This is a genomic window from Winogradskyella marina, from assembly GCF_015645385.1.
Lineage (GTDB): Bacteria > Bacteroidota > Bacteroidia > Flavobacteriales > Flavobacteriaceae > Winogradskyella > Winogradskyella marina.
This window is the reverse complement of the sequence record NZ_JADOET010000008.1, coordinates 1-15410: the sequence shown is the minus strand read 5'-3', so window position 1 is coordinate 15410 and position 15410 is coordinate 1. Positions and strand designations below refer to the sequence as shown.

12 protein-coding genes and 1 rRNA gene are annotated in these 15410 nt (G+C 32.4%); 11 read left to right on the top strand and 2 right to left on the bottom strand.

Annotated elements, in window-relative coordinates; translation table 11 throughout:
- The first annotated feature begins 80 nt into the window (after positions 1-80).
- The 11 genes from ITJ86_RS10320 to ITJ86_RS10270 all read left to right on the top strand — a co-directional run bounded on the left by ITJ86_RS10320 (position 81) and on the right by ITJ86_RS10270 (position 12657).
- Complete coding sequence (locus ITJ86_RS10320; RefSeq protein ID WP_195871567.1) at positions 81-1223, top strand: acyl-CoA dehydrogenase; 1143 nt, start codon at positions 81-83, stop codon at positions 1221-1223.
- A 203-nt stretch (positions 1224-1426) separates the two neighbouring features.
- Complete coding sequence (locus ITJ86_RS10315) at positions 1427-5314, top strand: hybrid sensor histidine kinase/response regulator transcription factor (protein WP_230080273.1); 3888 nt, start codon at positions 1427-1429, stop codon at positions 5312-5314.
- Positions 5315-5474: 160 nt separating this feature from the next.
- Positions 5475-5618, top strand: coding sequence for a hypothetical protein (locus ITJ86_RS10310; protein WP_195871565.1), 144 nt, complete (start codon positions 5475-5477; stop codon positions 5616-5618).
- Positions 5619-5756: 138 nt separating this feature from the next.
- Positions 5757-6665, top strand: a complete 909-nt coding sequence (locus ITJ86_RS10305; RefSeq protein WP_195871564.1) for a hypothetical protein — start codon at positions 5757-5759, stop codon at positions 6663-6665.
- Positions 6666-6764: 99 nt separating this feature from the next.
- A complete protein-coding gene (locus tag ITJ86_RS10300) occupies positions 6765-7106 on the top strand; it encodes a DUF4870 domain-containing protein (protein WP_195871563.1) in 342 nt (113 codons plus the stop codon).
- 21 nt (positions 7107-7127) lie between these two features.
- Positions 7128-8840, top strand: a complete 1713-nt coding sequence (locus ITJ86_RS10295) for a hypothetical protein (protein ID WP_195871562.1) — start codon at positions 7128-7130, stop codon at positions 8838-8840.
- A 28-nt stretch (positions 8841-8868) separates the two neighbouring features.
- The gene (locus tag ITJ86_RS10290; RefSeq protein ID WP_195871561.1) at positions 8869-9381 is read left to right on the top strand and encodes an outer membrane beta-barrel protein; all 513 of its coding nucleotides are present in this window, start codon (positions 8869-8871) and stop codon (positions 9379-9381) included.
- Positions 9382-9588: 207 nt separating this feature from the next.
- On the top strand, positions 9589-9774 hold the full coding sequence (locus ITJ86_RS10285; RefSeq protein WP_195871560.1) for a hypothetical protein: 186 nt from the start codon (positions 9589-9591) through the stop codon (positions 9772-9774).
- 229 nt (positions 9775-10003) lie between these two features.
- Positions 10004-10543 carry a hypothetical protein gene (locus tag ITJ86_RS10280; RefSeq protein WP_195871559.1) on the top strand — a complete coding sequence of 180 codons (540 nt, stop codon included), beginning with the start codon at positions 10004-10006 and terminating at the stop codon, positions 10541-10543.
- 69 nt (positions 10544-10612) lie between these two features.
- A complete protein-coding gene (locus ITJ86_RS10275; RefSeq protein WP_195871558.1) occupies positions 10613-11653 on the top strand; it encodes a right-handed parallel beta-helix repeat-containing protein in 1041 nt (346 codons plus the stop codon).
- A gap of 2 nt (positions 11654-11655) precedes the next feature.
- Positions 11656-12657, top strand: coding sequence for a T9SS type A sorting domain-containing protein (locus ITJ86_RS10270; protein ID WP_195871557.1), 1002 nt, complete (start codon positions 11656-11658; stop codon positions 12655-12657).
- Positions 12658-12772: 115 nt separating this feature from the next.
- Here ITJ86_RS10270 and ITJ86_RS10265 read toward each other — a convergent pair whose 3' ends face one another.
- Both ITJ86_RS10265 and rrf read right to left on the bottom strand, forming a co-directional pair.
- A complete protein-coding gene (locus ITJ86_RS10265; RefSeq protein WP_195871556.1) occupies positions 12773-15208 on the bottom strand; it encodes a helix-turn-helix domain-containing protein in 2436 nt (811 codons plus the stop codon).
- 109 nt (positions 15209-15317) lie between these two features.
- Positions 15318-15410, bottom strand: a 5S ribosomal RNA gene (gene rrf / locus ITJ86_RS10260); the annotation flags it as partial.

Here is a 15410-nt window from a genome sequence, read left to right as displayed (position 1 = left end):
ATAATAATCCTTATTAAAAATAATGCAATAAAAAACTATCTTTGTATCAAATTTTTAAGAATTCAATAATTATATAACTTATGGACTTTAACTTAACAGAAGAACATTTAATGATTCGTGATGCAGCACGAGATTTTGCACAAACAGAATTACTTCCTGGTGTTATAGAGCGCGATAATGCTCAAACCTTTCCTGAAAGCTTAGTTCGTAAGATGGGAGAATTAGGATTTTTAGGTATTATGGTAGATCCTAAATATGGCGGAAGTGGTATGGATGCGATTTCTTATGTCCTTATTATGGAAGAATTATCTAAAGTAGATGCGTCTGCTTCTGTTATGGTTTCTGTTAACAATTCTTTGGTTTGTTATGGTTTAGAAGCTTATGGAAGTGAAGCACAAAAAGAAAAATACCTATCAAAATTAGCAACAGGCGAATGTATTGGAGCGTTTTGTTTAAGCGAACCTGAAGCTGGAAGTGATGCTACATCTCAGAAAACAACAGCGATAGACAAAGGCGACCACTACGTTTTAAACGGAACAAAAAACTGGATTACCAATGGTGGACGTGCAGAAGTTTATTTAGTTATTGCTCAAACTGACAAGCATAAAGGATCTCATGGAATTAATGCGTTTATTGTTGAAAAAGGCATGCCTGGCTTTGATATTGGTCCAAAAGAAGATAAATTAGGCATTAGAGGAAGTGATACACATACTTTACAATTTAATGATGTAAAAGTCCCTAAAGAAAACAGAATTGGTGATGATGGATTTGGATTTAGATTTGCTATGAAAACACTATCTGGTGGCCGAATTGGTATTGCTGCCCAAGCATTAGGTATTGCGGCAGGTGCATATGAATTAGCTCTGAAATACTCTAAAGAACGCAAAGCCTTTGGCACTGAAATTTGTAACCACCAAGCCATCGCCTTTAAATTAGCAGACATGCATACTGAAATTGAAGCCGCTCGTATGTTGGTCATGAAAGCCGCTTGGGATAAAGACCAAGGAAACAACTACGACATGTCTAGTGCTATGGCAAAATTATATGCGAGTAAAGTTGCGATGGAACATACCGTTGAAGCAGTACAAATACACGGTGGAAATGGGTTTGTAAAAGAATACCATGTAGAACGTTTAATGCGTGATGCAAAAATCACTCAGATTTATGAAGGTACAACTGAGATACAAAAAATTGTAATTTCTAGAGGAATTATAAAAGATTAGTATCATTTACTTTTTGAATACAACCCATCATTTAATTTTGATGGGTTTTTTTGTGTTTTTTATTTTATTCTAATCAATGGTAATTTTTTTTTATATTTAGTCTATTCAATCCTATTTCTAGAACTCCCTATTTTATAAATGACTTTGAAACTATAATCTAATTTATGGCTTTCTATTATAAAAATATAGTTAAATCTTGCTTTATGCTATTTATAGCGATTGCTTTTGCTGTAGTAGTCAACGCGCAAGAGTCTGTAAATGAAAAGCCTTTCTCTTTTAATAGTTTAACAATTAATGACGGTTTATCTCAAAGTAGTGTTATTAGTATTGCACAAGACAGTATTGGATACTTATGGTTGGCCACACAAGATGGTTTAAATAAATACAATGGTCGAAGTTTTAAACACTACGATAAACAATTTGAAGATATCACAAGACCAACATTTAGCCGGTTAGGTAAAATTTATATCGATAAACAAAATCAATTGTGGATTATCACAAACTCTGGTAAATTAGAACGCTACAATTCAAAAACGGATGATTTTAAATCCATAGAACGTTTTAAAAATGTTAGTGCCATATTTCAAGATGAAAGTTTAAATATTTTTGTTGGGACTTACGGAGAAGGCTTGTTTAAAATTGATTATAAAACGAAAGACACCCTTCAGATTTTTGACTTAAAAGACAAGGCTAAAACCGTCTACGATTTTACTGAAACCAGCACGTCGTTATTCGTTACAACTTCGGGATCTGTTTTTGAATTTGAGACAAACAAACCCTATAAATCTCTTAAGGTAAATACACACAACAATGCTAACTTTAGCAGCATAGTAAAAGACAAAAATGGAAACGCTTGGTTAGGCTCTTTTGGTCAAGGTTTATATTTTAAAGACAAAAACAAATCATCATTTGAAAAATATGAGCATTCAGATTTACCAGCAGATTTAAATATTGAAGACCTACTTATCGATTCTAAAAATAGATTATGGATTGCCACTTATGGTAATGGTGCGTATGTTTTAAATAATAACATCCTTAAAAATTTTAAAGCAAATAAAAACAACCCATTTGCCATGCAGTATAACGATGTACTGTGTTTATATAAAGATGTAACAGATATCATATGGTTGGGAACTGATGGCGCTGGTGCAAATTATTTTGATGAGCATCTTATTAAATTTAATGTCCTTACTAACAACCAAGTTCCTAAAACTGTTAATGTCGATGTGGTAAGAAGCATAAGTACAGATAAAGATGACAATTTATGGGTTGGTACGTCTGGAAAAGGGCTTACTTACATCAATTTTACAACTAACGATTATAAAACATTTACCACTAAAAATTCTGGGCTGTCTAGTAATAGAATAATTAGCTTAGCACAAAGCGACAACACCTTATGGATTGGGCATCAAGGATTTGGTCTTAACATTAAAGATGCTGCAGGACAGTATACATCGTTCCCTGAAATTTCAAACTTCACCATTTGGAGAATTGTAAGAGAAAACAATACGCAGAGTTGGTTGTGTACAGAACAAAATGGTCTTGTTTTATTTGATATACACAAAGGGATTATAGAACAATACAACATAAGCAATTCGCTATTAACTACTAACGATATTAAAACAGTTGTTAAAGGAGATTCTACCGACTTGTGGATAGGTAGTGAGAATAATGGGCTCTATAAATTAAACACAAAAACGAATCAAATTATTAATATCGCAACGACCAATAGTAAAATAAAATCCCTGTATTTTAAAGACCATATACTTTGGGTTGGTACTAATGGAAAAGGTTTAAAAAAATATAACACCATTGATAAAACATTGAAAACATTTGATAAAACAGATGGATTACCTAACAATGTTATTTACGGAATACTACCAGATAACGATGACAATTTATGGCTGAGCACCAATTATGGTATTAGTAAATTCACGTATAAAAACGATAATAAATTTAAAAACTACAGTAAGGACGATGGTTTACAATCTTTAGAGTTTAATACTGGTGCGTACTATACAGACATTAATGGCATTCTCTATTTTGGTGGACTTGAGGGTTTAAATTGGCTTAACCCTAATCAAATAACCTTTAATACCATTAAGCCTAAAACAATCATTACAAAATTTGAAGTTTATTCTAAAGAACAAGCTCTTGAACAAAATAAAGCGTACGAATTCAATAAAAACACAGTAACTTTCACGTTTTCTAGTTTACATTTTTCGCAACCGTCAAGAAACTTATACAAGTATCAATTAGAAAATTATGACACCCAATGGATTGAAGCCGAAAATAATAACACAGCACACTACACCAACCTTCCTCCTAACGACTACACTTTTAAAGTTATTTCTAGTAATTACGATGGAGTCTGGAATACCATACCTGCAACCTATTCCTTTACAATAAAGCAACCATGGTATTTAAGTAAAATTGCCATAATTGGTTATATTCTTCTATTTATAATTAGCAGTTATCTTTTGTACACGTATTTAAAATGGCGTTGGCACATTAAAATGCAATTGCAATACAAAAACAAGGAAACCGAACGATTAAAAAAATTAGATGAATTTAAAACGCGTATATACACTAACATTTCTCACGAATTTAGAACTCCTTTAACCTTAATTTCTGGACCTGTAGATAAGCAACTATCTAAACCAAATATTTCCAAAGAAGACAAAAAGGAACTCACATTAGTTCAAAACAATGCCAAACGTCTATTAAATTTAGTAAATCAGATGTTAGATTTATCTAAGCTAGAATCTGGAAATTTAAAATTATCGGTTTCAAAGGGTAACCTTAATGCACTTCTAAAACAAATCACATCTGCTTTTGAGTTTAAAGCAAACGAAAAACAAATTAATTTCACCTACACCATTCTACCTATTAAAGAGGCTTGGTATGATAGAGATGTTATTGAAAAAATAACATCGAACCTCTTGTCTAATGCCATAAAATACACACCAAAAAATGGCAAAATTCATTTTGAAACTGTTGAAAAGAATGGACAAATTATAATTACAGTCATTAATAATGGCAATACCATTTCTAACAGAGAACTAAGTAAGCTATTTCAGCGCTATTACCAAGATAATAAAAACACTGATGGTATGGGAATAGGATTGTCATTGGTAAAAGAATTAGCCATTTTATCTCATGGTAATATTGTGGCACACACCATGAATGCAGATGAAATTCAATTTACACTAACCTTACCAATAGAACGATCTTTTTATAGCAGTTCTGAAATAACTGACGAAAAATTAATAATAGAGCAAACCGACGTTGATGATAAGTCTCAAATCGAAAAATCCTTTAAAACATCATCGAAACCAAAGGATAACCCTATTCTACTTATCGTAGAAGATGATAAAGACATAAGAGAATTTGTAAGTTCTATTTTCAATGAATCCTACACAATTATTGAAGCATCAAATGGCGAAATTGGTATTAAGAAAGCTATTAAGTACATCCCAGACATTATTATAAGTGACCTAATGATGCCAAAAGTTGATGGCATAGAGCTCTGTATCACACTAAAAAGTGATGAGAAAACAAGCCATATTCCAATCATTATATTAACGGCAAAAAGTGGAGACAAAAATGAAATTAAAGGGTTAAAAACAGGAGCAGACGACTATGTGGTAAAACCATTTAATAGAGAAAAGCTTAAAATTCGGGTCGATAAACTAATAGAATTACGCCAACAACTACAAAAACGCTATAGTAATAGTTTAGAGTTAAAAGATGTGTCTACAACATCTGTTGAGAAGGAATTTATCTCTAAATTAAAATCAGTTTTAAAAGAACATATTACCAATCCAGATTTTAATTCAGAACAACTGAGTGAAAAAATGTTGCTAAGTAGAATGCAACTACACCGTAAACTAAAAGCATTAACAGGATTAACAACTACGCAACTCATCAGAAACGAGCGATTAAAAATTGCGGTATTATTATTAAAAGAATCTGATCTTACTATTTCAGAAATCGCATACCACATTGGTTATAATACACCTTCCTATTTTATCAAACATTTTAAAGCCGTGTACAACAGTACACCTTCAGAGTATCTTACAAAGCACTAATAACAAGCATTTTGGGCGAAATGTTACATAAGTGTAATAGATTGTTACATAAGTGATATCCTTTGTTGCGCATTTCAAATAGTTTTACATCAAGCTAATTAAAAGTTGAATACTAAGGCATTAATCTTGCTAAACATCCTCTTCTAAAACAACTTAACTAATGCAAAACAACAAGGATATAAAAGTGGCATCAAAGAATGAGGAGCACATTTATTTAAGTATAGATCACTTAAAGGATGGTAGTTATACTCTAGATATCATATTAGATGATAAAGTTATTAAGTCTATAACAATAAGAAAATAAACAAGTGTTAGCAACCTATTAAAGAGGCTATTAATCAGTTGAGAAAGGAAGTAACAATATACGTGGAGTTAGCGTTGCTTCCTTTTCTTTTAAAAACAAGTATCTACAGCAACAAATAAGTTATTAAATCTATAAAAAATGAAAACTATTTTCAATTACTTTAAATACAGTGCAGTGATATTATCACTAATCTGTTTCGGATGTAAAACTGATAAACATCCGATTATAGACATCTCTACTCAGCAGATGGAGATACAAACCGTAGATTCTATTCCATCGGGTTGGAACACCTTTAAATACAAAAACCTATCTAACGAAACACACTTTATTGTTTTTGAGAAATATCCAGAAGGAAAAGGTATAAACGATTCAAGAGCAGAAGTATTACCTGTTTTTGATGAAGGCATGACCTTATTCAACGAAGGAAAAACAGACGAAGGACTTGCCGCTTTTGGGAAGTTACCAGCATGGTTTTATGAAGTCGCATTTACAGGAGGTCTGGGCTTTACCTCACCTAACACAACCTCTGAGTCCACCATATATTTTGAACCCGGAAACTACCTAATGGAATGTTATGTAAAAATGCCCAACGGTAAGTTTCATTCTGTTATGGGAATGCTTAAAGAAATCCGGGTAACCGAACAAAAAAGGAAAATAAAAGAACCCAAACCCACAATTAATTTAAGCATTTCTAGTGATAAGGGCATTATAAGTAATGACACTTATAAAGTAGGTGAGCAAGTCATTGGAGTCACATTTTTAGATCAAAAGGCTCATGAGCATTTTTTAGGGCACGACGTCCATTTAGTTAAACTAAGCAATAAAGCTAAGCTCGAAGAATTAGACTATTGGGTGAATTGGCTAAATCCAAAAGGATTGGTTACACCATCTCCAAAAGGCGTCACGTTTTTGGGTGGCATGCAAGAAATGAATAAAGACAATACTGGTTATTTTAATGTCAACCTTACACCTGGGAACTATGCGCTGATTGCTGAAGTGCCAGAACCAACCAAAAAAAATATGCTTAAACGATTTACAGTAAAATAATATTGAAAATTAGCAATAATTTTAAATGTAATGATAATTCAAAGTTTACAAAAACCAATTTACCAAACACTATAACAATCAAATAAAAAAATAAATCACATGGAATCAACAAAAACAAAGACAGCCACATCAGAAGGCAAAACTATAGCTATCATAGCCTATCTCACTATAATTGGTCTCATCATCGCTTTTGTAATGAACAATGACAAAAAAGATGCCTTTGTCAAATATCATATCACCCAATCTTTAGGTTTAGCATTGACAGGCTTAGCGTTAGGTATTATTGGAATCATACCGATTATAGGTTGGCTCATTAACATCATAGGCATTTTCATTTTACTGTATATGTGGATTATGGGATTAATAAATGCTATAAATGATAAGAAACAACCCGTACCTCTTTTAGGAAAGAAATATGAAGTGTGGTTTAAAAATATCTAAACATATTAAAATCTAAAAATTATGAAACGGAAACATATCATATTAATACTAGTAGCGCTTTTTATAGGTACGCCTACAAATGCGCAACTGCTCAAAAAGTTAAAGAAGAAAGCCGAACAAGCGGCAGAGCGCACTATTCTGAAAAAAACGGATCAGATTGTGACTAAAAAAACTGAAAAAACAATTGACGATGCCACAACAAAAAAGCGCAAAACTAAAACAGAAAAAAGTACAGATACAGAAAAGCATACAGAAGCAACACCTGCAAATTCAGCTTTAAATAAATATACTCAAGAAAAAACTGAATTTTACAAAGATGATTTAGAAATTAAATTACTAGAGAACGGTACCTTGAACCAAACCCAGTATTTTGATGCTGATGAAGTTGCAGTACGACTGGAACAAGATGATATGCCAAAACCAGGGTATATAGATAGTGAAGGTTTTATGTATACGTACAAAGATGGCGAATACACCAAATCATCATTGATAGCATTGCAAAGCCAAGGCATGATGGTGCCTACAATGCTTCTAAATGCCTATAAATTACCACCAGAGCCATTTATGGCTCAATTTCAAAAGCAAACCGATAAAGGAGTCACCGCAAACCCTTTCAATGGCATTGTAGAATTTGCCTTTATATACCAACCTGAAGATTTTAGATACGAAGACTTTAAAGAAACCACACAGACACTAAGAGGTGAAACTTATACGAAGTTTGAATTCCTTAACGAGCCTGGCTATGAAGGTAGTTATGTACTTTTTGATGATACCAATCAACTTGTTGAAATTTATACTAAAGTAAATAATTCACAACAAAATTTTGAGATTGGAGACATGCCACGTGAAAACGGTGAAAGTGCATTGATCTATAATTACACACCAGTAACGGTTGCGTTGCCCCAAGCGAGAGAAGTGCGTGCACAAGGTCAAGGCCTTATGGAAGGTGTAATGGGAAATATTGTAAAAGGAGGTAATCAGCCTAAGGGTGATATTGATAACGATGATTATGACACTAGCGATTCAAAAGGACAAGTAAAGTCAGTAAAAAAGGCTTTAAAAAATCACAAAGTTACAGCTGAAATGCTACCCGATACTTACGACTTTGATTACATCTATAAAACCACAATGGTACAAAACTCCAAAAAATCTGACGCTATGGATATGAACTTTCTAATTAATACCAAGACAGCAAATTATAATGGAGCTGAATATATATTCAATGATAAAAATTCTGAAGGAAATTCAATTATGATATTTGATTTAGACCTTCAAGCCATGATTATGCTGATGAATTATGGTACTCAAAAAATGTTACAAATACATCCCATACCAGAGGTTAAAAATCATAAAAACGAGGTAGATTTTACGATAAAAGAACTACCGTCTAAATCGATTTTAGGGTATAAGTGCATGGGACTTCAAATAGAAAATGACAAGTACATTCTTAAAGCATATCATGCCAAAAACGCTCCAATAACATTAAGTAATTTCTTTGGTTTTAGTGGTAATAAAGCTTCAAAAGGACTTGAGTTCCCAAATATGGATCCTAAATTCATACAACAGTTTGAAAACAGTCTAATTATGGAAATGCAATATGAGGACAAAAAAAGGAAAAAAAACAATTTTGTCATTACCGCAAAATCTCTTGAAAAGCAACCCTATAATATTAAAACGAAGGAATACCAAAGTTTAAATATGTTTTCTGGATCTAAACTCCTTAACAAAAATTAAAAACACATTTAAGAAACAACCTTTTATTATGAAAAAAATACATCTATTAGTAACAGTATCACTTATTTATTTAAGCAGTTCAATAGTATTATCGGCACAATCAGAAACAAAAATAGGAGCCTTTTTCGCTTACGGTACCGAAATTGAAAATATTGGAATTGGGGCAAATGCTGAGTTTCCAATAGCGGATAAATTAACTATTTCACCTTCATTTATTTACTATTTACCAAAAGACGAAAACGGTATTAAAATAAATTGGTTTGAAATTAACGCCAATGCTAATTACTATTTTCTAGATGAAGATAGTATTGGTGTATATGGAATTGCTGGTCTTAACTACTCTAGTGTAAAAGTAAAATATGATGGTAATTCAATTTTAGGTGCAGACTACTCCACTAGTGATGGGCGCATAGGCCTCAACTTAGGTGCTGGTGCAAACTTTGAAATAGGTAGTAAAATCACGCCTTTTGCTGAATTAAAATATGTCATCATTGATGGGGGGCAACTCGTAATTGCTGCTGGAGTAAAATTTAATTTATAAAAAATGTACGAAACAGCAACAAGAACACTAAAAACAAGTCCGTTTTAGATAATTATCGTATTGGCCTTTGTGGCCTGTAGTAGCAATGATGACAACACTGAAGAAACTGAAGAACAAAGAAGCACATATATTAATTACAGTGTAACTGGTAACTAAGTAAATAACACTTTTAATATTGTAGTTAAAAATACTAACAATACTAATATCATGGCCTCTGCGATTATATATCCTGAAAGCGATTCAGAAACCTTAAAAGCTGCTGGTATTTCATATTTAGATTATTCACAATTGATAGGTGTTGCCTTAAGTCTTCCTGCAAGAACGGGTTTAGTAGAAGTGCTAGATGAACATCCAACGTTTGATATCGGATTTATGCAAAATCTATTTCCGTAAATGTTTTAGAAACCGAACACAATGATATATACGCAAGTTATATAAAAGGGAATTTTACAGGTAATGCCGTATATAAAAATACGGACGATGGTGGGGTTGTTGAAGAAATTCATATCGTCGATGGCGATTTTGAATATTATGTCCCGTATTAGTAAGTGACTACAGATACAAACCACGACCAGTAACAATTCGACTATCCTTAAAATAAAATACTTAAAAAAAATAAATTATGATTTCAAAACTATTAAAACCACTAATTATTATCGCACTAACACTACATCTAACAAACTGTAGTAGCGATGACAACACAAATGACCAAGATAGTAATTACGCCACTTCTTATGCGGAATTTACTATAACCGGACCTTCAACTTCTGGGGATTATGATTTTAGAGATGTAAGCAACGATGATGAATTTAATACTATAGGTTACTCTTATACTACAGATGATGATCCAGATTTAACCGATGATGAAATTCAAGTTTATATCGGTAAATCGTTTACGGAATCGCATTTTTTCTTGGTGGCACCACCTGAAATAGGAAGTCTCACAGTTAACTATCAAGATAGTTATTCGGTTGATATCATATTAGATACTCTAGAAGATAACTTTTACGCTAAAGAGGTCACTGTAAATATTACTGAACTAGAAATAAACAATCATACCGTCACACATTGCAAAGGTACATTTTCAGGAAGTTTCTATAGGAATAACTTGGTGGAATCTAATGTGCATCAAATAAATGGTGATTTTGAAATTAACAATTAAAATATACTCTCAAATCCTATTCATCATTATGATGATTATTTAAACCTATTAATCAAAAACATATAAATTATGAAAACTTTAAAACTTACATTTTTTTTCACTTTAATTAGTATGATTGGCTTTTCACAAGCCGTTCATACCGTAGATAACCGAGACCAAGCTGGTGGCCAATTCACAGATTTACAAGCAGCGATTGATGCTGCTAGTGCAGGTGATATTATACAGGTCCATCCTTCCTCTGATAGTTACGGAGATATTACCATTGACAAAATGCTTACTATAATGGGGCTTGGTCATAATCCTGCCAATACTAATGGGGAAGTCTCCACAATAAGATATATTACTTTTATTAATAATTCAGCAGGATCGATAATTAAAGGCTTGTCAATTTCACGTATTTTATGCGGTAATTCTACAATTAGCCCAGACCATGATAACATGCATATTATCAATAATCATTTTAGTTCCTCTGTTCAAGGTTCAACTACCGATAACCTGAGTGACGGTTGGGTAATTGAAGGCAATTATTTTTCAAATACCTCTACCAATATAAATTCACAAAATGGTACAGATGACTGGGAAGTAAAGAATAATTTTTTTAAAGGTAATGTTCAGTGGTTAAATAACACGAGCATAGTGACTAACAATATTTTTATTACCACATATGCATCAGAAACATTTTTTTCTAATTGCAGTAGTCCCTTAGTAAATAATAACATATTCATAGCTACTGATAATCTAACAGAAATCGGTATCCACAACTCTACAATCACCTTTGTTAATAATATGACTTATAGCTATTATGGTTCTACGATTGCACCGCTTCCAGGAAGTAATAACTTAAATAATACAAATCCTTTGTTTGAAGATGCGACGTTAGAATCCGTAACTGATTTCTATAGTAGTAACTATGACTTAGCTAGCGGATCACCGGGAATTAACGCTGGTAGTGACGGTACAGACATTGGTCTTTTTGGAAATAACTTTCCGTTTGACCCTAATGGAAGACCTAACCTAACACCATACCCAGAAAGTATCACCATTACAAATAGTGTTGTTGCTCCAGGACAAACACTAAACGTAGACTTTACAGCAACACAAAAACAATAGTCATGAAACATATTATACTCATCCTGATTTGCACTATAGGCGCATTTTGTAATGGCTGGAGCCAGATTACTGATGCCGAATATTTTATAGACCTAGATCCTGGTGTTGGAAATGCCAATGAATTAGCAATTACTACTGGTAATACTATAAATTCAAACTTTAGTATACCAACCATTGGATTAAGCAATGGACTGCATGTACTCCATATCCGAGTTAAAGGTACCAACGATATATGGAGTTTGTATTATCGTGATTATTTTTACATACATACTACAGCATCTCCTCCCGTAGGCTCAAATTTAAGTGAAGCTGAATACTTTATCGATACCGATCCAGGAGTTGGTAATGGTACTTCTTTATCTATTACACCAGATCAAACGCTCAACGACACCTTTAACATTTCAACTGTCGGTCTCGATAATGGTTTACATGTATTACATATTCGTGTAAAAGATTTAGACCATAATTGGAGTTTGTTTTACAGAGATTACTTTTATATTCAAACCATTTCTAATGTAGTGTCATCACCTATAACAGCTGCAGAGTACTTTTTTGATATAGATCCAGGAATCGGTAATGGCGTATCAATTCCGATAACCGAAGGATTTACAATTAATGAAACTTTAGCCATACCTGTTCCTGAAGATATGACCGATGGTAATCATTATTTATATCTTAGAGTAAAGAATATGGATAATAACTGGTCTACTTACATATTTGAACTCTTTAATGTAGATAGTAGTCTATCTGTAGCGGATTTAGACGACACTAACTTTAAGGTTTTTCCTAACCCAACACATAGAGTATTAAATATTCAAATTGACGCAGATGTAAATTATTCATTACAACTGTTTAATATGAATGGAAAAAAACTCATTCATACAACAACCAATAGTAGACTTGAAAAAATAGACTTTTCAAAGTATTCAAAAGGGATTTATTTACTCCATATAATAGAACAGAATACTAACAAACGTTCTATTGCTAAAATTATTAAATCATAGAATAAAAGTGTTAGTATCGTTTCAAAAAGAAGCTTCGTTATCGAAGCTTTTTTTATGTCATTGAGTGGAAAATGGTATAGCTGATGTATTACTATTATTAACCTAGAAAAATAAATTATTCTGATTTTAATTCTTGAAGGACCAATCGTAATTCACCATAAGAATATTTATCATCTATTTGATGTTTTAAATCTGAAAGATTTTCAAAAGTGAGCGTTGGGATAATCTCTTTTAATTCTTTAAAATGTGTTGAAGACATTAAATCCGTAATTTTCACTTCACCTGAAGCGATAAAATCCGCTAGATGTCCAAATATTGTATTAGAATTTAATTGGCGTTCTAAAGCAATTTGGTCTATTGATTTTCCAGCTTTAAATAAGTCTAAAGATAATTTCCTGGTATTGGGTTTTCTTTTTTTAGGTTTTACGTCTTCAAAAACTGAAACCTCATTGGAGAACTCAATATCATTATCATCGCAATAAGCTTTAATCACTTGTAATATTTCCACTCCGTATTTTTTCACTCTAGTTTTTCCCATACCATGAATCTCTAGAAGTTCTTTAGTATTGCTTGGTAAAGTTTCACACATCGCATAAAGTGATTTTTGACTGAATATTTGATAATGAATTAAATCTTCTCTATTGGCAATATCGTTTCTTAGTTCTCGCAATAATTCAAATAACTCCACGTTAGTTGTACCATCGACAACAGATTGTCGTGTTTTTTTAGGTTTCTCTTTTCCTAAGAACACCGACTTTGCGCGTAAGGCCAAAAATTCATGTGTATTGAATCCTTGTTTTAAGCCTTCAAAATAAGATAATTTAGCCTCTAGCAATTCTTCTAAAGTATCTAATTGTTTATCCATATCTTTTTTAACGGCTTTATTATCGGTAGTGAAATTTAAATGTTGTAGTTGAGTTTCAATAATTGTTTTAGTTTGGTCTTTAAAATAGTCTAATGCTTTTTTAAAACGTTCTTGAACTACAGCGCTAGACTCTGGTGTTTCATCATTAGCTACCATAGTTTTTAACTGTGATTTAAACCCATTACTTATTTTAAGTAAATTGGTAACACTATCTTTAATAGTAATTAATGGAACATCCACAACACCTTCAATACTTCCTCTGTTTTTATAATAAATATCTAAGATGCGATTTACAGGAAACAAAAATTTATAAAAATTGAAGATTTCTGAAATTAAGTCGAGTTGAAAATTTCGCTTAGATTCTAATAGAACCGTATCATTAGGTTGATTGGCTTCCGCATTCTTATTAAACTCAATCACATTATGATCGCTAATAATTTGGTTCGCCTCAATTTTGCTTTTAAGCACCAAGCCTTCTAAAGATTTACAACGACTTAACGCTACATAAGTCTGTCCGTGGGCAAAAGCTCCTTGTGCATCAATTATGGCTTTTTCAAACGTTAAGCCCTGACTTTTATGAATAGTAATAGACCACGCCAAGCGCAATGGGATTTGGGCGTAACTACCTATCTTATCTTCAGATATGGCTTTGGTTTCGCCATCGACCGTATATTTTATGTTCTCCCAAGTCTCTAATTTAGTCGTAATGTTAAAGTCATCTTCAGGACAGTGTACGATAACTTCATCTTTTTCTAATAAAAGAACTTTACCTATTTTTCCATTAAAATAACGCTTCTCTGGCGAACTATCATTTTTAATAAACATAACTTGAGCTCCAACTTTTAATTTCAATTCATCCTTATTAGGATACGAATGTTCAGGAAAGTTACCTTGAACCTTCGCTTTGTATGTTCGTTCTGCCGTATCTAATTTTTCAAGTTTTAACTGATTAGTTTGTCTTGCTTTGTTATTATGAGTTGTTAATGAAATGTAACCTTCGTCGTCTTTGGGTTCAAAATCTGGTAGGTAACGTTTATTTAATTCTTCTGCTAACGCTACACTTAAGTTGTTATTTCGAATTTCATTCAAAATATTAATAAATAAAGGATTTTCCTGTCTATAAATATGTTTAAGTTCTACAGTAATTGGTTTACTATTTTGATAAGCTATACTGCTAAAAAAGAATGCATTTTTATAAAACGGTTGTAACAACCTCCATTCATGATCTTTTATTACTGGAGATAATTGTTGTAAATCACCAATCATTAACAATTGTACACCACCAAATACTTCATTTCTATTTTTGTAGCGTCTAAGCGTCTTATCAATACCATCGAGTAGATCTGCTCTAACCATACTAATCTCATCTATGACTAATAAATCTAAGGATTTAATGATGTTAATTTTAGTCTTACTAAATTTTCTTTTGAAACCAGATGATGCCATATCAGCATTAGGTAAAATAGGACCAAAAGGCATTTGAAAAAAAGAATGAATAGTAACTCCTTTGGCATTAATAGCGGCTACACCCGTTGGTGCTACAACGACCATTCGTTTATTGGCTTCTCGTTTTAATTTATGTAGAAACGTGGTTTTTCCGGTACCCGCTTTTCCTGTTAAGAAAATATTTCTATTGGTATTAATTACGAAGTTCCAAGCTAAATCTAATTCTCTATTATGTTCCATATTCGGTTTACAGACTAAACCCTGAAGATACTAAAAACATAAATTAAATAAACTCGTAAAGTATATAAAAACAAAAAACCCTTACTAATTATCTAGTAAGGGTTTTCAAAAAAGGCGGCGACCTACTCTTCCACAGTAAAGCAGTACCATCGGCGCAAACGGGCTTAACTACTCTGTTCGGAATGGTAAGAGGTGAGCCCCG